Source organism: Sphingomonas sp. dw_22 (assembly GCF_018449795.1).
GTDB lineage: Bacteria > Pseudomonadota > Alphaproteobacteria > Sphingomonadales > Sphingomonadaceae > Sphingomonas.
This window is the reverse complement of the sequence record NZ_JAAVVE010000040.1, coordinates 1-21,862: the sequence shown is the minus strand read 5'-3', so window position 1 is coordinate 21,862 and position 21,862 is coordinate 1. Positions and strand designations below refer to the sequence as shown.

General features: G+C 67.7%; 22 protein-coding genes. 5 read left to right on the top strand and 17 right to left on the bottom strand.

Annotated features, from left to right (window positions below):
- Positions 1–8: 8 nt before the first annotated feature.
- The gene (locus HB724_RS15795; protein WP_213981903.1) at positions 9–1,025 is read left to right on the top strand and encodes an alanine racemase; all 1,017 of its coding nucleotides are present in this window, start codon (positions 9–11) and stop codon (positions 1,023–1,025) included.
- Positions 1,026–1,190: 165 nt separating this feature from the next.
- Here the strand turns inward: HB724_RS15795 and dmeF are convergent, their stop codons facing one another.
- From dmeF to HB724_RS15775, 4 genes are all read right to left on the bottom strand, one after another.
- Entirely contained in the window at positions 1,191–2,156 is a 966-nt protein-coding gene (gene dmeF / locus HB724_RS15790; protein ID WP_213981902.1) for a CDF family Co(II)/Ni(II) efflux transporter DmeF, read from the bottom strand.
- 4 nt (positions 2,157–2,160) lie between these two features.
- Positions 2,161–2,433 carry a metal/formaldehyde-sensitive transcriptional repressor gene (locus HB724_RS15785; RefSeq protein ID WP_213981901.1) on the bottom strand — a complete coding sequence of 91 codons (273 nt, stop codon included), beginning with the start codon at positions 2,431–2,433 and terminating at the stop codon, positions 2,161–2,163.
- Positions 2,434–2,546: 113 nt separating this feature from the next.
- Complete coding sequence (locus tag HB724_RS15780; RefSeq protein WP_213981900.1) at positions 2,547–3,722, bottom strand: acetyl-CoA C-acetyltransferase; 1,176 nt, start codon at positions 3,720–3,722, stop codon at positions 2,547–2,549.
- A 37-nt stretch (positions 3,723–3,759) separates the two neighbouring features.
- Positions 3,760–4,770 carry an alpha/beta fold hydrolase gene (locus HB724_RS15775; RefSeq protein ID WP_213981923.1) on the bottom strand — a complete coding sequence of 337 codons (1,011 nt, stop codon included), beginning with the start codon at positions 4,768–4,770 and terminating at the stop codon, positions 3,760–3,762.
- Positions 4,771–4,841: 71 nt separating this feature from the next.
- Here HB724_RS15775 and phaR point away from each other — a divergent pair, with 71 nt between their 5' ends.
- Positions 4,842–5,396: a polyhydroxyalkanoate synthesis repressor PhaR gene (gene phaR / locus HB724_RS15770; protein WP_213981899.1), complete on the top strand. Its 555-nt coding sequence runs from the start codon at positions 4,842–4,844 to the stop codon at positions 5,394–5,396.
- A 173-nt stretch (positions 5,397–5,569) separates the two neighbouring features.
- Here the strand turns inward: phaR and HB724_RS15765 are convergent, their stop codons facing one another.
- Together HB724_RS15765 and HB724_RS15760 are read right to left on the bottom strand one after the other, a co-directional pair.
- On the bottom strand, positions 5,570–6,616 hold the full coding sequence (locus HB724_RS15765; protein ID WP_218625222.1) for a methyl-accepting chemotaxis protein: 1,047 nt from the start codon (positions 6,614–6,616) through the stop codon (positions 5,570–5,572).
- A gap of 124 nt (positions 6,617–6,740) precedes the next feature.
- Positions 6,741–7,559, bottom strand: coding sequence for a methyltransferase domain-containing protein (locus HB724_RS15760; protein WP_213981897.1), 819 nt, complete (start codon positions 7,557–7,559; stop codon positions 6,741–6,743).
- Between the two features lie 98 nt (positions 7,560–7,657).
- Between HB724_RS15760 and HB724_RS15755 the strand changes: the two genes are divergently transcribed.
- A complete protein-coding gene (locus HB724_RS15755) occupies positions 7,658–7,798 on the top strand; it encodes a hypothetical protein (RefSeq protein ID WP_256731558.1) in 141 nt (46 codons plus the stop codon).
- A gap of 130 nt (positions 7,799–7,928) precedes the next feature.
- Here HB724_RS15755 and HB724_RS15750 read toward each other — a convergent pair whose 3' ends face one another.
- On the bottom strand, positions 7,929–9,308 hold the full coding sequence (locus HB724_RS15750) for an RNB domain-containing ribonuclease (protein WP_213981896.1): 1,380 nt from the start codon (positions 9,306–9,308) through the stop codon (positions 7,929–7,931).
- Between the two features lie 233 nt (positions 9,309–9,541).
- On the bottom strand, positions 9,542–10,690 hold the full coding sequence (locus tag HB724_RS15745) for an aspartyl protease family protein (RefSeq protein ID WP_213981895.1): 1,149 nt from the start codon (positions 10,688–10,690) through the stop codon (positions 9,542–9,544).
- 367 nt (positions 10,691–11,057) lie between these two features.
- Here HB724_RS15745 and HB724_RS15740 point away from each other — a divergent pair, with 367 nt between their 5' ends.
- Positions 11,058–11,678 (top strand): DUF6445 family protein, encoded by a 621-nt coding sequence (locus HB724_RS15740; protein WP_213981894.1) that lies wholly within the window; start codon positions 11,058–11,060, stop codon positions 11,676–11,678.
- Positions 11,679–11,685: 7 nt separating this feature from the next.
- On the opposite strand, the gene HB724_RS15735 is transcribed toward HB724_RS15740, so the two are convergent.
- Complete coding sequence (locus tag HB724_RS15735) at positions 11,686–13,239, bottom strand: CpaF family protein (protein ID WP_213981893.1); 1,554 nt, start codon at positions 13,237–13,239, stop codon at positions 11,686–11,688.
- A 321-nt stretch (positions 13,240–13,560) separates the two neighbouring features.
- On the opposite strand from HB724_RS15735, the gene HB724_RS15730 reads away from it, so the two are divergent.
- Positions 13,561–14,772 carry an O-antigen ligase family protein gene (locus HB724_RS15730; protein WP_213981892.1) on the top strand — a complete coding sequence of 404 codons (1,212 nt, stop codon included), beginning with the start codon at positions 13,561–13,563 and terminating at the stop codon, positions 14,770–14,772.
- A 22-nt stretch (positions 14,773–14,794) separates the two neighbouring features.
- Here HB724_RS15730 and HB724_RS15725 read toward each other — a convergent pair whose 3' ends face one another.
- The 8 genes from HB724_RS15725 to HB724_RS15690 form a co-directional block, all read right to left on the bottom strand.
- Positions 14,795–15,046, bottom strand: coding sequence for an ATP synthase F1 subunit epsilon (locus tag HB724_RS15725; protein WP_213981891.1), 252 nt, complete (start codon positions 15,044–15,046; stop codon positions 14,795–14,797).
- 122 nt (positions 15,047–15,168) lie between these two features.
- Positions 15,169–16,647, bottom strand: coding sequence for a F0F1 ATP synthase subunit beta (atpD, locus tag HB724_RS15720; RefSeq protein WP_213981890.1), 1,479 nt, complete (start codon positions 16,645–16,647; stop codon positions 15,169–15,171).
- Positions 16,648–16,674: 27 nt separating this feature from the next.
- Positions 16,675–17,313, bottom strand: coding sequence for a hypothetical protein (locus HB724_RS15715; protein WP_213981889.1), 639 nt, complete (start codon positions 17,311–17,313; stop codon positions 16,675–16,677).
- Positions 17,313–18,194: a F0F1 ATP synthase subunit gamma gene (locus HB724_RS15710; RefSeq protein ID WP_213981888.1), complete on the bottom strand. Its 882-nt coding sequence runs from the start codon at positions 18,192–18,194 to the stop codon at positions 17,313–17,315. Before HB724_RS15710 ends, HB724_RS15715 begins: the two co-directional genes overlap by 1 nt.
- Before the next feature lie 129 nt (positions 18,195–18,323).
- Positions 18,324–19,853 (bottom strand): F0F1 ATP synthase subunit alpha, encoded by a 1,530-nt coding sequence (gene atpA / locus HB724_RS15705; protein WP_213981887.1) that lies wholly within the window; start codon positions 19,851–19,853, stop codon positions 18,324–18,326.
- 2 nt (positions 19,854–19,855) lie between these two features.
- Complete coding sequence (locus HB724_RS15700; RefSeq protein ID WP_213981886.1) at positions 19,856–20,410, bottom strand: F0F1 ATP synthase subunit delta; 555 nt, start codon at positions 20,408–20,410, stop codon at positions 19,856–19,858.
- A gap of 214 nt (positions 20,411–20,624) precedes the next feature.
- Positions 20,625–21,344 (bottom strand): PEPxxWA-CTERM sorting domain-containing protein, encoded by a 720-nt coding sequence (locus HB724_RS15695; RefSeq protein WP_213981885.1) that lies wholly within the window; start codon positions 21,342–21,344, stop codon positions 20,625–20,627.
- Positions 21,345–21,600: 256 nt separating this feature from the next.
- Positions 21,601–21,862, bottom strand: a 262-nt coding sequence (locus tag HB724_RS15690) for a hypothetical protein (protein WP_213981884.1), incomplete at its 5' end; no start/stop codon positions are given.

Below are 21,862 nucleotides of genomic sequence, written 5' to 3'. Positions count from 1 at the left end.
GCTGAGGGATGATCGCTCCTTCACGCCTGCATCTCGACGGAGACGCGCTCGTCGCCAATTGGAAGCTGCTCGACCGGATGAGCGGGGCCGCCGCGTGCGGCGCCGCGGTGAAGGCCGACGGCTATGGGCTGGGCGCGCGCGAGGTGGCGAAGCGGCTGGCGGCGGCGGGATGCCGCGACTTCTTCGTGGCGAGCTGGGCCGAGGGGCTGGCGCTGGCCGATCTGGGCGTGGCAGTATCGGTGCTGCACGGGGTGCGGGCCGAGGATCCGCCGGGCGCGCCGAACGTGCGGCCGGTGCTCGTCAGCGCGGCGCAGGTGGCGCGCTGGAAGCCGACCGGGCTGGTGTGCGACGTGATGGTCGATACCGGGATGAACCGGCTGGGCGTGTCGGCGGAGGAGATCGCGGGCGGTCTGCTCGACGGGCTGGCGATCGAGACGTTGCTGAGCCATCTCGTCTGCGCCGACGAGGACTCGCCGATGAACGCGCGGCAGCAGGCCGGCTTCGCGGCGCTCAGGGGGCGGACTTCGGCGAAGCGGATGAGCCTGGCCAATTCGGCGGGGATCGCGCTGGGGACGGATTATGCCTTCGACCTGACCCGGCCGGGGATCGCGCTCTATGGCGGCGTGCAGCATCCGGGCCATGCCGGCATCCGCCAGGTGGTGACGCCCGAGGCGCAGGTGCTTCAGCGGCGGCGGGTGCGGGCCGGGGAGACGGTGGGCTATAACGCGACCTTCACCGCGCCGGCGGACATCGACGTAGCGATCCTCAACATCGGCTATGCCGATGGCTATCTGCGCTGCTTCTCCGGGCGCGGGCTCGCGCGGGCGGGGGATGTGGTGCTGCCGGTGCTGGGGCGGGTATCGATGGACCTGGTGGCGATCGGCGTCGATGCCGTGCCGGGACTGGGCGAGGGCGACTGGGTGGCGATGGAATACGCCCTGCCTGCGACTTCGGCGCTGAGCGGGTTGTCTCAGTACGAGCTGCTGACGGGGCTGGGGAAGAGGTTCGACCGGGTCTGGTTCTAGGACGGATCGGCACATACTCCTCTATCGTTACCCCCGGCCGCAATGCTGGGGTCCACCTATCCGCGAGAGAGCCCCTCCAAGTTTCTAGCGGCTCTCCCAGCCGCGCGGTGGACCCCGGCATTGCGGCCGGGGTGACGGTGGGGCTTTGGCGGCGGTCGCCCGACTCTAGATGCCGATCCGTCCTGAAGGGCGGTGGATCTCGGTCGTCAGGTGCCGCAGCTCGTGGACCGGGGACAGGCGGCGTCGGACCCCGGCGGGATCGAGCGTCTCGCTGACGATGCTCAGGATGCCGGCATGCGCCTCGGGCCCGATGCGCCAGACGTGGAGATCGGCGATCCGCGCGTCCCCCGCGCCCTCGATCAGTTCGCGGATCTCGGCGGCGACATGGTCGTCCGTCCTGTCGAGCAGCACCAGGGCGGTGTCGCGCATCAGCGACCAGGACCAGCGCCCGATCACGATCGCGCCGACGACGCCCATCACCGGATCGAGGAAGGTCCAGCCGAGGAACCGTCCCGCCACCAGCGCCGCGATCGCGAGGACCGAGGTGAGCGCGTCCGCAAGCACATGGACATAGGCGGAGCGCAGATTGTTGTCGTGTCCGTGCCCGTGATGATGCCCATGGTCGTGGTCGTGGTCGTGGTCGTGGTCGTGGTCGTGCGTGTGATGGTGGTGGCCGCCGCTCAGCAGCAGCGCGCTGACGAGGTTCACCGCCAGCCCGGCGACGGCGATCAGCGTCGCCTCGCCAAAGGCGATGTGCGCCGGCTCGACCAGCCGGCGGAGCGATTCGACGGCGATGCCGAGCGCGATCAGCCCGAGCGCGAGCGCCGAGGCGAAGCCGGCGAGATCGCCCACCTTGCCGGTGCCGAAGCTGAAGGCGGGATCGTCCGCATGGCGCTTCGCGAAGGCATAGGCCGCGGCGGCCACGCCCAGCGCGCCGGCATGCGTCGCCATGTGGAACCCGTCGGCGAGCAGCGCCATCGATCCGGTCGCATAGCCGGCGGCGATCTCGACCAGCATCATCGCGGCAGTCAGGGCGACCACCCACAGGGTGCGGCGGGCATTCGCGTCATGCGACGCGGCGAGGAAGACGTGCCGGTGGGTGAAGGCGTCGATTTCGGGGCGCGAGGCCATGGCGTTATTTCCCATAGCGGCGAATGGCCGCGATCAGTTCCTCGGCGCCTTGGGCGCGGGCGTCGTCGGAAAGGCCGGGGGCCGCGACATGCGCGCGGACGTGCGACTCGACGATCTCGTCCATCAGGCCGTTCACCGCGCCGCGCACCGCCGCCGCGAGGTGCAGCGTGACCGCGCAATCCTCGCTCTCGGACAAGGCGCGCTCCAGGGCGGCGACCTGACCGGCGATGCGCCGGACGCGCTTTACGAGGACGGTATCTCCGGAAAGGTGCGACATACCTATACCCCCTATAGCTATATTGCGAGGAGGGCAATGTGGCGCGCGCAAAAGGAAAGGCCGGGGATCGCTCCCCAGCCTTCCTGTCGTCAGCATTTCCGGCGTGCGGTCTTTCAGTCCCGCTCGACGCAGAGCGCGATACCCATGCCGCCGCCGATACAGAGCGTGGCGAGGCCCTTCTTGGCGTCGCGCTTCTGCATTTCGTAGAGCAGGGTCGTCAGGATACGCGCGCCCGAGGCGCCGATCGGGTGGCCGATCGCGATCGCGCCGCCGTTGACGTTGACCTTGTCGGCATCCCAGCCCAGCTCCTTGCCGACGCAGAGCGACTGGGCGGCGAAGGCTTCGTTGGCTTCGATCAGGTCGAGATCGTCGACGGTCCAGCCGGCCTTGGCCAGCGCCTTGCGCGATGCCGGCACCGGGCCGATGCCCATGATCGACGGATCGACGCCCACCGAGGCCCAGCTCCGAATCGTCGCGAGGATCGGGCTTCCGCGCTTCTCGGCTTCCGTGCGGCTCATCAGTACCAGCGCGGCGGCGCCGTCGTTGAGGCCCGAGGCGTTGGCGGCGGTGACGGTGCCGTCCTTCTTGAAGGCGGGCTTGAGGCCCGAGATGCCGTCGATCGTCACGCCGGCGCGGATATATTCGTCGTCGGCGACGATCGTCTCGCCCTTGCGGGTCTTGACCGTCACCGGGGCGATCTCATCCTTGAAGCGGCCTTCCGCGCGCGCCTTCTCGGCGAGGTTCTGCGAGCGGACGGCGAACCCGTCCTGCTGCTCCCGCGTCACCTGATATTGCTCGGCGAGGTTCTCGGCGGTGATGCCCATGTGATAGCCGTTGAACACATCGGTCAGGCCGTCCTTGATCATCGTGTCGACGAAGCTGACATCGCCCATCTTGGTGCCGGGGCGGAGCGATTGGGCGTGGGGGCTCAGCGACATCGATTCCTGGCCGCCGGCGACGATGATGTCGGCATCGCCCGAGGCGATCGACTGATAGCCCTGGATCACGGCGCGCAGCCCCGAGCCGCAGACCTGCTGCACGCTCCAGGACGGCACTTCCTTGGGGACGCCCGCGGCCATCGCCGCCTGGCGGGCCGGGTTCTGGCCCTGGGCGGCGGTCAGCACCTGGCCGAGGATCACTTCGCTGACCTCCTCGCCCTTGACGCCGGCCTGGGCGAGCGCGGCCTCGATCACGGTGCGGCCCAGCTCGTGCGCGGGGGTGGCGGCAAAGGCACCGAGGAAGCTGCCCACGGGGGTACGCTTGGCGGCGGTGATGACGACTTCGGTCATTTTCTGGAGACTCCTGCGGGGTGGATTCTTTTGCCGGCTATCTAGTGGGGGGAAGCGCGGTTAGCCAGTCCGCGAGTGGCTGCCAGACGAGGTTGCGGGCGCGGCCGCCGACGATCATCCCGACATGGCCGATCGAGAGTTCGCGGACATCGCCCAGGCGCGGGGCGCTGGCGGGGGGTACGATCCGGTCGGTGGTCGAGATGAAGGAGAGCGTGGGACAGGCGAGCGTCTCGGGGCGGACCGGCTTGCCGCCGACCTGCCAGCGGCCCTGGCCGGGCAGGTCGGCGGAGAGGAAGTCGTCGAAGAGCTGGCGGCCGGCGGCATAGGCGAGCGGGGCGCCGCCATTGGCCCAGTCCTCCAGCGCGACGAAGGCGCTTGCGGCGGCGCTGCGCGGGGGGAGGTGGCCGAAACGCTCGAACTTGGCGATCGTGCGCTTCGGATCGAGTTGCCAGAAGCCGGCCTGGAGCACTTCCATCGGCACCACGCCCAGCGCCTCGCAGGTCGGTTGCGCCTGGTCCCACAGCGCCGCCATCGATTCGAGCGCGGGGCCATAGCCCGAGAAATGCCAGGGCGCGGCGATGGTGACGAGCCCGGCGACCTCGCTTGCCGCGGCGGCGGCGATCGCCATCGTGCCGCCCAGGCAATAGCCGACCAGCACCGGCGGGCGCTTCAGGGTGCGCAGCATGGGCAGCAGCAGGCGCTCGACATGCGCGGTCACGTCTTCATCGCGGGCGTCGGGGCCGGGCGTGCCCCAGTCGATCAGCATCGGCCGCACGCCCTGGCGCACGAGCCAGCGCAGCAGCGAATTGCCGCGCGCGAGATCGAGCACCATCGGCGGGTTGATGAGCGAGGGGATGAACACGACCGGCCGGCCGCGCCCGCCATAATCGCGCAGCGTCGCGCGGCCGGCGGCGGCGATGGCCGGCTTGGGCGGGCGGGGCGCCGGGCGCCTGGCTTCCTGATAGGCGGCCAGCCCCTTCAATGCCGCGGCGCGTCGTTCGGAGGATGTTGCAGTTTCGCTGCGCAGCAGCTCAAGAAACAGCGGCAGGGGGCGAGGCCCTTGTTGCGATGCGGAAAAAAACCGTGTTAGGTGTGCGTCTGTCACGCGCGGGGGTTCCCATGAAGAAAGCTACGCCTGGTACTGGTCCCGTCATCATCAAGAAGTATGCGAACCGCCGGCTCTACAATACCGAGACTTCTTCCTACATCACGCTCGACCATCTGGCGGCGATGACGCGCGAAGGCCGGGACTTCAAGGTCATCGATGCGAAGTCCGAAGAGGACATCACCCATAATGTGCTGACCCAGATCATCATGGAAGAGGAAGCGCGCGGCCAGACCATGCTCCCGGTCAATTTCCTGCGCCAGCTCATCGCCCTCTATGGCGATTCGATGCAGGCGATGGTGCCGGGCTATCTGGAAGCGTCGATGGACAGCTTCCGCCGCAACCAGGAGCAGTTCAAGTCGGCGGTCGAGGGTGCGTTCGCCAACTCGCCCTTCGCCGAGATCGCCAAGCGCAACATCGCGATGTTCGAGGCGGCGGCCAATGCGTTCAAGCCGGGCACCGCGGCTCCCGCAGCGGAGCCTGCGGCCGAATCGAGCGGCGACGATGTCGCGGCGCTCAAGGCCGAGCTGGCGCGGCTGCAGGACAAGATCGAGAAACTGGGGAAGTAACGAGCTCGGGCTGGCCGAAGGCCAGTCTCGGACGTGCGGGGCACGTCCGACTCGTTGCTCATCGGGCGTGTGGGACTTTCCGGCCGCCGAGCCCCGACAGCTTCGAGCGGCTCTCCCAGCCGCACAGTGGACCCCGGCACTTCGGCCGGGGTGACGATGGGAAGCGGCTCGCTCTACGCCGCCGCGTTGTGCCGCGCGCGCAGGCCGCCCAGTTCCGCCTCGATCTCGTCGGCGCTCAGCATCTCCTGCTCGATGACGCAGCGCAGGCCCAGTCCGTCGAAACCGTGATAATCGGCCGCCGTGGCGAAGGCGACGATCGATTCGCCGCGGCTTTCGGCGCCGCGCACCGCATGGACCGGCAGCGGCACGATCTGGCCGTAGCGCGTGCCCTGGGTATCGGCGACGACGCGGGCGGCCGGATCGACGATCGCGATGCGGGTGCGCGCCCAGTCCTTGTCGCCGAACAGCGACTTATCCGAGATGATCGCGGGGATGTGGCCCTGCCAGTCGAATTCGAGATAGAAGACGCCCGCCGGCGCGCCGTCCAGGCCGCGCGGGCGGATGCCGGTGACGAAGACGAGCACCGCGCGCCCGTCCGAATAGGGGTTTTCCCACACTTCGTCGGTGAACCACTCGTCGCGGCGGCTGCTCGCCATCGCGTTCAGATATTGCGGCGCATCGGAAAGATCGACGCCGAGCACGCGCGCATGCGGATTGGAGCAGAGCAGCACCCGCCCTTGCGCATTGGCGATGAAGGCATTGACGTAATAGGGCGAGGTGCCGACGAGCTGTTCGAGCCGGCTCTGCGCGGCGGCGAGGTTCTCGGGGCTCGGATCGAGCGTGGCGGCGACGATCTCGGCATCCGATGCCATCACGCGCAGATCGAGGCTGCGGCCGTAGAGCTGGCGGGTGACGTTCTGGATCAGCGCCTGGGCAAGTTCGACCAGGCGGGTGCCCTCGATCTCGCTCACCATCTCGTCGGCGATGCCGGCGCCGAGCGCCAGCCGCTCGCGGACCTCGGAGCGGAATTCATGGGATGCGCCGCGCGCCTGCTGGGCCAGCGCCTTCACTTCCTGCGCGACGACCGAGAAGCCGCGCCCGGCCTCGCCCGAGCGGGCCGCCTCGATCGCGGCGTTGAGCGCGAGCAGGTTCGTCCGCACGGCGATTTCCTCGCTCGTGCTGGCATAGGTGTCGACCTCGTCGCGTAGGACGGACAGCAAAGATCGGATCCGGCGGGGCACGATTCACTGGGGTAAGCCAGAATGGTTAACGCGACGTGGAGAATCCGGACCGGTTCGGAAAATCCTTGCGCGCCCGTAATGACTTCCGCCGGAAAGCCCGGCGTCAGGGCTTGCGGAACTTGAGCGTCATCCGGTCGCTCTCGCCGATCGCCGCATATTTCGCGCGATCGACATCCTTCTGGCTGTAGGTCGGCGGCAGCGTCCACACGCCGTTCGGCCAGTCGGCACTGTCCCTGGGGTTCGCGTTCACCTCGGACGCGGCGACATAGCGGAAGCCGGCCTGCTCGGCGAGGCGGCGGACGGTGGAGACCTTGATATAGCCGGAATCGCGCTCGCGCTCGGCACTGGCATCCTCGGGCAGGCGATGCTCCTCGATGCCCAGCACGCCGCCGGGCCGGAGCATCGCATACATCTGCTTGAACGCCTCGGCCGAATAATCCTGGTCGCCGCGCCCCTCGCCCATCCGCCAGTTATGGACGTTGCGGAAAGTGAGGACGATATCCGCGGTGCCGTCGGGCACCTTGGGCTGATCGGCGGCGGTGACCGGGAAGGCGGCGAGCTTCACCTTGCCATAGGTGGCGGCGTCCTTCGCCTGGAGCGCCTGCACCCCCTTGGCGCCGTTCGGCCAGGGCGTGGCGGCGTAGAGCGTGCCCTGCGCCTTGGTGAGCGGGGCGAGGATCTCGGTGTACCAGCCGCCGCCCGGCCAGATCTCGACCACGGTCTGGCCGGGCTTCACGCCGAAGAAAGCCAGCGTCTCGACCGGATGGCGATATTTGTCGCGGGCGACATTGGCGGGCGTGCGCGTGGGTGCCGCGGTCGCGCGCTCCAGCGAATGGCGCTGCGTGGCGGGCTCGCCGGCGGCGACGCTGGCGACCGCGATGGCGGTTGTGAGGATCGCGGCGAGGGCGAGGGGCTGGCGCATGGCGATACCTTACCTAGATGCTTGCATGGATGTGGGAGCGAAATGCCGTGATGCAACAACAATTATGGAGCGGGGCTGTTGCAGCGCTGTTACTCGCGGTGGTTAGCGGGGTGGGCGAGAGCCGGCGGCGCAAGCGGCGCGACCCCGATCGGGTGGGGCTCATGCCCTGGGCGATGCTCCAGATGATGGCCGTGCTGGGCGCGGTGATCCTGGTGAGCGTGGCGCTGAATATGCGTTAGTTCTGTTTCAGTGAAGCTGAAACAGGCGCGGTGCCGGCCCGCTCCCCCACCCGGCCACCCATAGGATACTGGCGTTGGGTGGCCGGGTGGGGGAGCGGGCCGGCACCCGCGCGGCAACGCAAGGAAACGGTCAGGCGCGCTCGAAGGTGACGGTGCGGCGGGCCGTGTCGACGCCGGTCAGGCGGATGTCGAGCCGGGTGCCGGGCTCGGCCGTTTCGGTTATCCGCGCGACGACGGGATGGTCGCGCAACTGCACCTTCGATCCGTGCTTGTCCGAATCGGTGACCACCGCGGGGAAGACCGTCCCTTCCTGGCCGGAGAGGAGCACCGCCTCGGCCAGATCGACGACCATGCGATCGATCCGGCCGGCGATCGAATCCGCCTTGGCCATCACGGCGGGCAGCTTGTCGAAGGCGTCGCGCGCCGTGGCGGGAACCGGCCGGCCGTTGGCGATCTCCAGCGCCGTGCGCACCACATAGCGATCGGCCAGGCGGCGCAGCGGCGCGGTGGCGTGCGCATAGGTGGCGGCCATCGCGGCGTGCCAGGGCACCACGCTCGGCCGATAGGGGGCATAGGAAGCGCCGGGGCCGGCGCGGCGGATCGCGAGCATGAGCGCCGCCTGCCGGGGATCGCGCTGGTGGAGGGTGCGCTCGAATTTCTCGAGCGGCATCCCGGCGGGCCAGGCGATGCCGAAGGCGGCGGCGGTCAGGCGCAGCCGGGCGATCGCGGACGCGCTCGGCTCGTCCATCACCCGGAACAGGCCAGTCTGATGGGCATAGAGGGCATCCGCCACCGCCATGTTCGTGGCGAGCGACAGCGCCGCATTGTCGTCCTCGGAGGCGAGGCGGGGGCGGAAGACCAGGCGGTATCCGCCTTCGGGCAGCGCGGCGACTTCCTGTTCGGGCGGATCGACGCGCGCCGCTCCGCGCGCGGTCTCGGCCGCCTGGATGCGGCGCGCGAGCTCGCCGAACTGCGCCGGCAGATCCGCCGCCTGCACGTTTTCATAGGCGAGCTTGGCGCGGCTGCGGACGATCGCCCGCTCCACGCCGTCGAGCCGGACGGCGCCGTTCGGGTCCACCCGGACGATGAAGACCACCGCCGGGCGCGGGCCGCCGGGCAACAGGCTGGCCGCGCCTTCGCTCAGGATCGGCGGGTAGAGCCCGGCCTTGCCGTCGGGCAGGTACAGGCTCTCGCCGCGATGCCATGCCTCGACGTCGATCGCGCCGCCTTCGTCCACGAACCAGTCCACATCGGCGATGGCATAGCGCAGGATCAGATCGGCGCCGCTCGATTCGATACAGAAGGCCTGGTCGAGATCGGTCGAGGGGGCCGGATCGAGCGTGACGAAGGGCAGGCCGGTGCGGTCGATGTGGCTGCTGGGCACGCGCTTCGCCGCGGCTTCGGCGGCCTGGAGCACGTGCGGCGGGAAGCCGGCGGGAACCTGGAATTCGGTGCGGACGGCAGCAAGCCCCTGGGCGAGTGCGTTGCCGGGATCGAGAAGCGCCTTCATCGAGAGGTCTTATAGCCGGGTTGGCCGGTTCGGGAATGTCTGAATCGGGGTGAGTGACAACGCGAATCGCCCTATTTCATCGTCACCCCGGCCGAAGTGCCGGGGTCCACCCGTCCGCGCATGAGCCCCTATAACCTCTAGCGGCTCTCCTAGCCGCACAGTGGACCCCGGCACTTCGGCCGGGGTGACGGAGGAAGGTTTGGCACGCTCACCGACTCGCGCGAACGCCGCCCCTAATAGAAGCGCCGCAGCGTCAGAGTGCGTTCGGTGCCGTCGCACAGGGTCAGGCGGACGGCGGTGCCGGGCGGTCCGGCCGTCCAGCCCGACAGCGCCTGGGCGGACGCGGCGTCGGTGATCGGCGTGCCGTTCGCGACGCAGATCGCGTCACCCTCGCGCCAGCCGGTCTCGGCGGCGGGGGAGCCGCGCATGACGTGGAGGACGCGCAGGCTCCGCTCGGCATAGCCCATCAGCAGCCCGCTGGTGGAGCGGATATAGGGCGCGGCATCGGACGCGGCGGACTGCAGCACCATGCGGCCGGCGCGCACGTCGAACAGCACGCGGAAGCGCATCAGCAGCGCGCTGCCGATCCGCCCGGCCAGTCCGGCACGGCCGGAATAGCCATTGGCATCCTCGATCCGGACCTCGATCTCGCCCGTATCGGTGCCGGCGATCGTCGCATTGGGGATGACGGCGGCTTCGGTGATCGAGGGGCCGCCCAGGCCATAGCCGAGCGTCGTGGTGATCTGTGCGCCCCGATAGCCGGTCGAGAGCCATGCGGGGCGGGTGAGCGATACCCAGGTGCCGTCGCCGGTATCGATCAGCATCGGCCGCAGCCGCGTGCCGGCGATGGCGAGCTCGGTCACCCAGACGCTGCGGCCGCGCGCATGGGCGAGCGGCGCGGTGAAGCCGGTGAAGGGCATGCGGCCGCTGGCGAGGATGCGGAAGCGGCGGCCGGGATAATCGATGTCGAGCGCGCAGCACGAAAGCACGTCCGCGCCGATCAGCATGTCGGCGGTGACGACATTGGCCTCGGGCGGGGTCTCCATCGGCGCGATGCCGATCCGCCCGCCGCTGTGGGTGAGGCCGCCGATCACCAGCGTCGGTCCTGCCGCCCAGCCGATCGCGACCTGCCCGCCGATCGCGGTGCCGCGCTGGCGCTGGCGCGGCCGGATGCCGGCGATGGCGGCGAAGCGATCCGAGAGCATCGTGTCGGTCATGCCGGTATCGAGGATCGCGGTGGCGGGCTTGCCGTCGATCGTGAGGCTGAACCTGACGTGGTTGTTGGGCGTCAGCTCGAACGGTACCCAGCGCGCCTCCGCATCGGGGGCGAGCGTGGCTGTGGCGCCGGCAGGGGAAGCGAGCGCGAGGAGCAGGGGCAGCATCACCGGACCAGTCTATGCCGCGAATGCGGGAAAGGGGAATGCCGGGTCTTGGTTGGCGGATCGTGTCGGCATGCGGCGTCCCGCCGGGAGGCCGCCCTTCCGAGGCTTGCAATATAGGATTTCGCCTGTCAGCCGCAGGGGGCTCTTTCTCATCGTCATGGTCTCGAATTGCGCCTTTCGCGAAGGCAGAGAGGTTTTCCGCATTGCCGGTGTCAACCGTGTCAACCGACCGACTTGCGGTAGTCGGGCAGCATCCGCGGATTTCCGCCATTTGCATCCTCGTTCGGGCTTTCGGCCGAATCATCGCGCCGAAGCGGCGCGGCCGCCGATTTGCCAGCATCCCCGGGCGAGGCTAGGCGCAGGGACGATGGAAACCTCGCTGATTGTCGTCGATGACTTCCTGGATGGCGCCGAGGCATTGCGCGCCCACGCGCTGTCGCTCACCTATCCCGATCTCGCAGGGCCGTTTCCCGGCCGCAATTCCGCCGAGCGGATCAACATCTCCGGCCTTGCCGAACAGGTATCGCAACTGACCGGCGAACGGCTGCAGCCACCCTCGCCGCCGATGTCGCATGCCAAGTGCCGCATCACGCTGGCGCGCGACGATGCGCGGCCGCGCGTCCATATCGATCCCGGCTATTGGTCCGGCATCCTCTATCTCAGCGCGCCGGAGGACTGCGACGGCGGCACCGAATTCTTCCGCCATCGCCGCACCCGCACCGATCATGCGCCGACCACGCCCGAGGAACTGGCGAGGCTCGGCTATGCGAGCTGGAACGCGATGGTCGACGATATCGTGCAGAAGGACGGCGGCGATCCCGATTGCTGGGAAATGACGATGCGCGTGCCGATGCGCTTCAACCGCCTGGTCCTGCTGCGCCCCTGGCTGTGGCATACCGCCGGGCCGGGCTTCGGCGACCGGCCGGAGAATGGCCGGCTGGTCTATCTCATGTTCTTCAGCCCGGCGCGGGCCGGCGTGCAGCGCTAGGCGGAGCCTACAGGCACGCCTCCAGCATCGCCTGGTCGAAGCCGAACATCTTGGCCTTTTCCAGCGTATAGGGGCGCAGGCCCATCGAGCGGTATTCGCCGAGGATCTTGCCGTCGGCGCTCTCGTCCAGATATTCGAACTTGAACAGCTCCTGCGTCACGATCACCGGGCCTTCCATGCCGATGACCTCGGTGACGTTGGTGACGCGGCGTGAGCCGTCGCGCAGGCGCTTCACCTGGATGATGAGGTCGACCGAATCGGCGATCTGGCGCGAGATTGCTTCCTTGGGCACCTTGATGTCCGACATCATCACCATGTTCTCCATACGCGCTAGCGCCTCGCGGGGGCTGTTCGAGTGGAGCGTGCACATCGATCCGTCGTGACCCGTGTTCATGGCGGCGAGCATGTCGAAACACTCGCTGCCGCGAATCTCGCCCAGGATGATGCGATCCGGGCGCATGCGCAGCGCGTTCTTGACGAGATCGCGGATGGTGATTTCGCCCTGGCCCTCCAGGTTGGGCGGGCGGGTTTCGAGCGGGAGCCAGTGCGGCTGCTGGAGGCGGAGTTCGGCCGCGTCCTCGATCGTCAGCACGCGCTCGCCGGGGTCGATCATCTTGGAGAGCGCGTTGAGCATCGTCGTCTTGCCCGAGCCGGTGCCGCCCGAGATGACGATGTTGAAGCGGCTGGCGCCCGCGATCTTGAGCGCGGTGGCCATCTTGGGGCTCATCGAGCCGAAGCCGGCCATCATGTCGAGCGTGATCGGCTTGGCCGAGAATTTACGAATCGAGATGGCGGTGCCGCGCAGAGAAAGCGGTGGCACGATCACGTTGACGCGGCTGCCGTCCTTCAGGCGGGCGTCGGCGAGCGGCGTGGTCTGGTCGACGCGACGGCCGACCGAGTTGCAGATGCGCTGCGCGATCTGGAACAGATGCTCCTCGTCGCGGAACTGGATGTTGGCGAGCTCGAGCTTGCCCTTGCGCTCGACGAAGGTCTGCTCGGGGCCGTTGACCATGATGTCGCTGATCGCCGGATCGGCGAGCAGCTCTTCGAGGGGGCCGAGGCCGAGCAGCTCGTCGACCAGCACCTTTTCGAGCGCGAACTGCTCGCGGCGGTTGAGCGTGAGCTTCAGCTCGGCAAGCACTTCGCCGATGATCGGGCGGAATTCCTCGGCCAGCTCGTCCTTGCTCAGCGTGGCGGCGGCTTCGGGATCGACGCGCTCGAGCAGGCGCGGCAGCACCTGTTCCTTGATGCGGTGGATCGAGGCTTCGAAGCCCTCCATCCGTGAATTGCCCTGGTCGCCGGTCGCGGCCTGGCGGTCGGCGAGGCGCTGGAGCGCATCGCTGCTGGCGACGCTGGGCCCGGCGGGATCGCGCTCGGCCATGGGATCGGGTGCGCCGGTGCCGGGCAGGGGCACGCTGTTGATCGGGGGGAATTGCTCGCCGCCGAGCGGCGGCGCCTCGCCGCGGCCCGGGCCGGGGCCCTGCATCGGCTTCGCGACTCCGAAGGCAGGCCGGCCACCCGCGCCGCCACCCAGTCCGTTGCGTCGTCCAAAAGCACTCATCGCGGGCTCTTCATCCCTACCATGGCGGCAGGGTTAACCGCCAAGGCTTGAGAATTAGCTAACCGGATCTTCGGTTTGCCGGGCGAGGGGGATTGTCGAGGAAGGGAACCGAGTGCGCTCTTATGGCTAACGGTTTCTAAACGAACCCCAGCCTAAGCGGACGGTATGACGATGTTGTCTCGATCCGCTCGTGAGAAGGTCGGCCTAACCGCCCTTTCGACAAGCCCCGGCTCGGTTCTGGGAGTACTTTTCGGTGGTGTCATGCCGCTTATAGCAGCTCTTTGTTACCCGACCTTCATCCACCAGATGAGGTTGCCATGGATGGAGTGGACTCGCCTATTGGAGTTTCCATTCGTCGTCGCAGAAATTGGCGTGATCCTATGGTCTCAGCGGCGGGTCGCCAGCGGCCTGAGCAGTTTGCAGCGCCTGCCTCTGGATGTGAAGCTGGCGGGGTTTCTTCTACTTGTCGGCCTTTTTACCAGCAGCTTGCTGATATCGCGTCTGATGTCGGTTTCGATAGCCATTTCGCTGTTCACCATTGTTCATCTTCGTTTCGCGCTGGCAATTTTCGACCTGTCCTTGAACAGCCGCGCCGACGGTCTCGACGCGATGCTTTGGTGGCTGGCGGCCGGCCTCATTCCCCTGACTTTTCTTACGGCGTGGCGATTCAATTTCCCGCCTCCTGCCAGTGCCGTGCCGGGCGGCACCATCGAATGGGTATCTGCGCTGCCTGGATTCATCAGTGTGCGGCATTTTGGATCGTGGACGGGGGCTGTCGCCGCTGGATTGCTCGCGTCGCTACTCTTCTCGACGCAACCGCGATGGGTTGGCTGGCGCCAGGCGGCCTATGTGTTGGCCGCTGCTCTGACGATTTGGTCGGGAACTCGAGGCGCCATATTCGGCATGGCGGTCGCGATGGGCGCGCTCATTCTGCTCGGCAGGCGCGTTCCTGGCTCGCGCGCGATTGGAATCGCTGCCGGTCTCACGGGCATCGCGTGCATCGTAGCGTGGATTTGCGCGCCACGGGGACTACCCGAATTTCTGCTCTGGACCGCAGGCGACGACGCTAGCGCGGACATGATGACCGGTGGCAGGCTGGCGCTCTGGTCCGCGACGATTGCGCGCTGGTTGCAGTCGCCCGTCTTCGGCTGGGGTTCAGGGTCCATCTTCTGGGAGGTCTATGTGGGGTGGGCGCATACCCAGCCCCACAATGTTATCCTGCAGTTCCTGATTTCATGGGGTATTGTCGGCGCGGCTGGTGGTCTCTGGCTGCTTGGACGCGCCATTGTTGCCGTGAGCCAATTCGCGGCCGGTCAACGCCGGCTTTATCCTGCGCTCGCAGTCCTGTTCTGTCTGCTTGCCATGAGCTTGATCGAGGGCATGCTGCACTATCCCCGATTCATTGAGCCGATCTTTGCCTTGCTCGCGATGTTGCTTGCTGCCCGTCAGCGCAGCGCGACCGCACGCGATACGGAACCCCAGCATGCGATAGGAGCGAACGATCTCGGCGGCGATCCCGCTCTTGGTCGCTAAGGATCGGCGAGCGGGAGCCTGTTCAGTCCGCCTTTTCGGCGAGCACGGTCAGGCCGCGCTCGTTGACTTCGGCGAAGCCGCCTTCGATGCGGATCGTCTCCGGCGTGGTGGCGCCGGCCTTGTAGATTTCGAGATTGCCGTCGCGGATCGTCGACATCAGCGGGGCATGGCCTTCGAGCACGCCGAAATCGCCCTCGGTGCCCGGGACGACGACCATGTGCACGTCCTCGGAGCGGACCAGACGTTCGGGAGTGACGAGTTCGAAGTGCAGCATTTTCTTGCCTCTGCTCCCTCTCCCTTTCGGGGAGAGGGCTGGGGAGAGGGGGAGAGCGACGCGCCTTGTTGCAAGGCCCCTCTCCCCGGCCCTCTCCCCAAAGGGGAGAGGGAGAGTCGGTATCAGGCCTCTTCGGCCAGCTTCTTGCCCTTGGCGATGGCGTCGTCGATGCCGCCGACCATGTAGAAGGCCGCTTCGGGCAGGTGATCATACTCGCCGTTCACCACCGCCTTGAACGACTTGATGGTATCCTCGATCTGCACGAACGCGCCCGGAATGCCGGTGAAGACCTCCGCGACGTGGAACGGTTGCGAGAGGAAGCGCTGGATTTTCCGCGCGCGGCTGACGGTCAGCTTATCCTCTTCGGAAAGCTCGTCCATGCCCAGGATCGCGATGATGTCCTGCAGGCTCTTGTACTTCTGGAGGATCGACTGGACGGCGCGCGCCGTCTCGTAATGCTCCTGGCCGACGATGCGGGGCTCCAGAACGCGGCTGGTCGAATCGAGCGGGTCCACCGCCGGATAGATGCCGAGCTCTGAGATCGCGCGGTTGAGCACCGTCGTCGCGTCGAGATGGGCGAAGGAGGTGGCCGGCGCCGGATCGGTAAGGTCGTCCGCGGGAACGTACACGGCCTGGACCGAGGTGATCGAGCCCTTGTTGGTCGAGGTGATGCGCTCCTGCAGCGCGCCCATGTCGGTCGACAGCGTCGGCTGATAGCCCACGGCCGACGGGATGCGGCCGAGCAGCGCCGACACCTCGGCGCCCGCTTGGGTGAAGCGGAAGATGTTGTCGACGAAGAACAGCACGTCCTGGCCTTCGACGTCGCGGAAATATTCGGCGATCGTCAGGCCCGACAGCGCGACGCGGGCACGGGCGCCCGGCGGCTCGTTCATCTGGCCATAGACCAAAGCGACCTTCGAGCCCTCGGACGTCGCGTTGCCGTCGGCGTCCTTGGCGATGACGCCCGCGTCGAGGAACTCGTGATAGAGATCGTTGCCCTCACGGGTCCGCTCGCCGACGCCGGCGAAGACCGAGGTGCCGCCATGGCCCTTGGCGATGTTGTTGATCAGCTCCTGGATGAGCACGGTCTTGCCCACGCCGGCGCCGCCGAACAGGCCGATCTTGCCGCCCTTGGCGTAGGGCGCGAGCAGGTCGATGACCTTGATGCCGGTGACCAGGATCGAGCTTTCGGTCGACTGGTCGACGAACAGCGGCGCAGGCGCATGGATCGGCGAGGTCAGCTCGGCGTTCACCGGGCCGCGCTCGTCGATCGGCTCGCCGATGACGTTGAGGATGCGGCCGAGCGTCTTCGGGCCGACGGGGACGCGGATCTGCGAGCCGGTGTCGCGCACGGTCTGGCCGCGGGTCAGGCCCTCGGTCGCGTCCATCGCGATCGTGCGGACGGTGCTCTCGCCCAGATGCTGCGCGACTTCGAGCACGAGGCGCGTGCCGTTATTGTCGGTCTCGAGTGCCGAGAGGATCGCCGGCAGCTCGCCTTCGAACGCCACGTCGACGACGGCGCCGATCACCTGGCTGATGCGGCCGACATTGTTGGTGGCCGCGGGGGCGGCGCTGCTGCGGGTCTTTGCGGCGGTTGCCATCATCTGCTTCCTTGCGGTTGTATCTTGTTAGCTCGAAGCCTGGGCTTCGGAATTGTTGGTGAAGGTCACCGTCATGCGGCGATCGACGGGCGGCTTGCCGCTCGGCAGCGGCTCGGCGGCGACCTTGACGGTCACGCCGTGCAGCTCGACTTCGGTGGCGGTTCCCTGGTTGACGGCCTGACGGACCGCATCGCTGGGGCCGACCTCGAAGCGCTGGAGAAAGCCCCGGACGATCCGGTCGGGAATCCGGGCCGCGTCGCGCTCCTTCTTGGTGGCGACCTTGCCGTTCTGCTTCACGTCGAAGGAAAAGGCGATCGTGTCGATCCGGTCGGCCTTGTTTCCCTTGGCCGAGAAGTTCGTGGCGATCGTCAGCGGTGATTTGGCATCGGGCAGCAGCTGCTGCGTGCCGGTGACGCCGTAAGCGCCGTCCTTGGCCGCATAGGCGCCGGCGCGATAGCCGAACTCGTTGGCTACCGCGACTGCCTTGGCCGGATCGAAGACCGACTGCCAGCGCTCCGCCATCACCTTTTCGGGATCGAGCAGCGTGCCGTTGGCCTTGGCCGCCATCTCGCTGTTCAGCCCGGCATCGGCATGCGTGTCCGCGCCGTCGCCGCATCCGGCGACCGCCAGGCAGGCGGGCAGCAGGAGGAGGGCGCCGCCGCGCATCAGAGAGCCTCGGCGCCCGAAATGATTTCCACCAGCTCGGTCGTGATCGCGGCCTGGCGGGTGCGGTTATACTGGATCGTCAAGCGATTGATGAGATCGCCGGCGTTGCGCGTGGCATTGTCCATCGCGGTCATCTTCGAGCCCTGCTCGGAGGCGGCATTCTCGCGGATCGCGCGATAGATCTGGATGGCGACGTTGCGCGGCAGCAGATCGGCCAGGATCGATTCCTCGTCCGGCTCATAGGTGACCGCTGCGCCCGAGCCGCTCGTCTCCGCACCGGCCTGGGGCACGGCGACGGGGATGATCTGCTGCTCGGTCGGTTCCTGGGTGAGGACCGACTTGAAGTTCGAGAAGAACAGATGCGCGACGTCATATTCGCCGCCTTCGAAGCGGGCGATCAGGTCGTCGGCGAAGGCGCGGGCCTCGGCGAAGCCGAGCTTGCCCAGGTCGCCCGGCTCGGCCGAATGGACGATATCCTTCGGGAACAGGCGGTTGAGCACGGCGCGGCCCTTGCGGCCGATCGTGTAGAACTTCACCGTCTTGCCCTGGGCGATAAGCTCCTGCGCGCGGCGGCGCGCCAGGCGGGCGATGTTGGTGTTGAACGCGCCGGCCAGGCCCTTGTCCGAGGTCGCGACGACGAACAGATGGACCTGGTCCCGGCCGGTGCCGGCGAGCAACTTCGGCGAGGATTCGCTCACCGTCACCTTGGAGGCGAGGCTGGCGACGACGCTTTCAAGCCGCTGGGCATAGGGGCGGCCGGCCTCCGCCGCTTCCTGCGCACGGCGCAGCTTGGCGGCGGCGACCATCTTCATCGCCTTGGTGATCTTCTGCGTCGACTTGACCGAGCCGATGCGGATCTTGAGGGCTTTAAGCGAGGCCAAGTCCGGTTCTTCCTTCTTACTCCCTCTCCCCTCCGGAGAGAGGGTCGGGGAGAGGGGTAGTTCGATGAGGGAAGGGCGTGCCTACTGCCCCTCTCCCAACCCTCTCCCCGGTGGGGAGAGGGCTTTCAGTTACGCGAACGTCTTCGCGAACGCGGTGAGCGCGTCCTTGAGCTTGGCGCGGGTGTCGTCCGAGAGATCCTTCGAATCGCGGATCGCGCCCAGGATGTCGGCGTGGTTCGCGCGCATGTCGGCGAGCATTGCCTGCTCGTAGCGGACCACGTCCTGCACCGCCACGGCATCGATGAAGCCCTGGGTGCCGGCGAAGATCGACACGGTCTGCTCCTCGAACGGCAGCGGGCTGAACTGCGGCTGCTTGAGCAGCTCGGTCAGGCGCGCGCCGCGGTTGAGCAGGCGCTGGGTCGAGGCGTCGAGGTCCGAGCCGAACTGCGCGAAGGCGGCCATCTCGCGATACTGGGCCAGCTCCAGCTTGATCGAGCCGGCGACCTTCTTCATCGCCTTGGTCTGCGCGGCCGAGCCGACGCGGCTGACCGACAGGCCGACGTTGATCGCCGGGCGGATGCCCGCGAAGAACAGGTCGGTCTCGAGGAAGATCTGGCCGTCGGTGATCGAGATCACGTTGGTCGGGATATAGGCCGAAACGTCGCCCGCCTGGGTCTCGATGATCGGCAGCGCGGTCAGCGAGCCGCCGCCGTTCGCGTCGCTCATCTTGGCGGCGCGCTCCAGCAGGCGCGAGTGGAGATAGAAGACGTCGCCCGGATAGGCTTCGCGGCCCGGCGGACGGCGCAGCAGCAGCGACATCTGGCGGTAAGCCACGGCCTGCTTCGAAAGATCGTCGAACACGATCAGCGCGTGCATGCCGTTGTCGCGGAAATACTCGCCCATCGCGGTGCCGGTATAGGGCGCGAGGAACTGGAGCGGCGCCGGCTCGGAAGCCGTGGCGGCGACGACGATGGAATATTCCATCGCGCCATTCTCTTCGAGCGTCTTGACGAGCTGCGCGACGGTCGAGCGCTTCTGGCCGACCGCGACATAGACGCAGTAGAGCTTCTTCTTCTCATCGTCGCCGGCGTTGACGCCCCGCTGGTTGATGAAGGTGTCGATCGCGACGGCCGACTTTCCGGTCTGGCGATCGCCGATGATGAGCTCGCGCTGGCCGCGGCCGACCGGCACGAGCGCGTCGATCGCCTTGAGGCCGGTCTGCATCGGCTCGGAAACCGACTGGCGCGGGATGATGCCGGGCGCCTTCACTTCGACGCGGCTGCGCTCGGTCGTCTCGATCGGACCCTTGCCGTCGATCGGATTGCCGAGGCCGTCCACGACGCGGCCGAGCAGCGCCTTGCCGATCGGCACGTCGACGATGGTGCCGGTGCGCTTGACGGTGTCGCCTTCCTTGATCTCGGCGTCCGAGCCGAAGATCACCACGCCTACGTTGTCAGCTTCAAGGTTGAGCGCCATGCCCTGGATGCCGTTGGCGAACTCGACCATCTCGCCGGCCTGGACATTGTCCAGCCCGTGAATGCGCGCGATGCCGTCACCGACCGAGAGCACCTGGCCGGTTTCCGAGACCTGGGCCTCGGTGCCGAAATTGGCGATCTGGTCCTTGATGACCTTCGAGATTTCTGCGGCGCGGATATCCATTTTCAGCCTTTCATCGCGTGCGCGAGGGAATTGAGTCGAGTCTTGATCGACGAATCGATCATCTGGCTGCCGATCTTCACGACCAGCCCGCCGAGGAGCGAGGGATCGACCGAGAGGTCGACAGTGACGTCGCGGCCGATTCGCGTGCGGAGCTGCTGCTTGAGCGCGTCCACCTGGGCGGCGTCGAGGGGATGGGCGGAGACGACTTCCGCCGTGGTCTCGCCGCGATGGCCGGCGGCGAGATCGCGGAAGGCGCGGATGATCGCCGGAAGCTGGCCCAGCCGGCGATTCTCGGCGAGGACGCCCAGGAACTTGGCGGTGGTCGCGTCGAGCTTCAGCACGCCCGCGACGGCCTCGACCGCCTTCACCGCATCGGCGCGACCGATCAGCGGGCTGGTGGTCAGCGTCTTGAAGTCCGACGATTCGTCGAGCGCCTTGCGCACCGTGCCGAGGCTGGCCTCGACCTTGTCGATTGCCTTCGCGTCGCGGGCGAGCCCGAACAGGGCGGTGGCATAGCGTCCGCTTAAGCTGGCCTGGATACCGCCGGAATTCTCCACGCGATTATGTTCCTCTTGGAGGTTCGAAAGGTGGCCCCATGCAAAAAAGGGGCAGCACCGGAAGGGCGCCCCTATGGGTTGGCGGGCTGCTAGCATCGGGGGGGCGAGGATGCAACCCGAGTCGCATGCTGGACTTTGGTAGTGCCCGCGCGGCGCTTCGCAATTCTATCCGCCGACCCTGGATATTGGCGGGAAAGCCCCCGGAGACGTAGGGTCAGGCCGCGCTGGGCTTGGCGATTGCGCCGCGGCGGCGGCGGATCGCGCCGCCAACCAGCGCGAAGCCGCCGATCATCGTCAGCCAGCTCGCCGGCTCGGGCACGGCGGTCACATGGACCTGGCTCTGGTTGTCGCCCGCGAACAGCACCTGGAGCTTGTAGCCTGCGACCGCGGTCCAGCTTCCGTCGGCGATCATCGAGAGATAATGGTTGGCGAGCGTGCGGGCGTCGCCGCTGTTGCCGCCGACCGTGTAGATGTCGCCGGACGTGGTATCGTAGGACGCTCCCTGCCCTTCATGGACGATCTCCCAGACCGCGAGCTGGGTCGCGGCCGAGATGGTCTTGCGCGCCAGCGTGTTGCTTTCGGCCGAAAGCAACAGGTCCGATCGGGTGAGCAGCGTCAGGAGCTGGCCCTGGCGATCGGCGTCGGGCACCATCGCCGAGATGTCGGCCCAGGCGAATTCGCCGGTGTGGAAGGCGTGCAGCGCGTCGATGCAATAGGTGAAGATATCGAGCGGCGCGCCATTGTCGGTGCCGGTCACATGGAAGCGGCTCATGCCCGGCGAGCCGAACTCATAGCCCAGCGGCGTGTAGAACAGCGAGTCCGCGGCGAGATAGCCGGGATCGGGCGTCAGGCCGGTGATGACGATCTGGGCATTGGCGGCCTGGGGCAGGGCTGCTGCCGCAAGGAGCGCGGCCGTGAGCAAGGTCTTGCGCATCATATCCCCCAAACATCCGTCAAGATTTCGTAGGGGAATGCCCGATTTCGGGGCGAATTGCGATAGATGCGGATCGGGGTGCGGCTGTGCCGAAACAAGACGTGCCGGAATGGTACAGGATATAGGCGGTCGATCGACTTTCGAAGGAAGGGCGCGCCCTATTTCCTCCGTCACCCGGATTTCCTCCGTCACCCCGGCACAAGGCCGGGGTGACGACGGGTGGGGCGTGGGACCGGTTGGTCACCACGCCATAGGGTCAGCGCGGACGGCCCGCATTGTTGTTGCGCTGGCCGCCCTGGGCGGGGCGGGCCTGCCACTTGCTCTTGGGGCGGGCATAGCTGCGCGGCTTGTCGGCACGCGGCGCGTCGCTGCGGGGGGGGGGGGGCGGCGGGCCCCCGGGGCGGGGGGGCGGATAGCCCCCGGGGGGGCCGGGCAGGCGGCGCGCCGGGGGGTGGGGGTGGCGGGGGGGGCGGGCTGGGGGGGGAGCGGGGGGGGAGGGGGGGGGGGGGGGCGGCAGA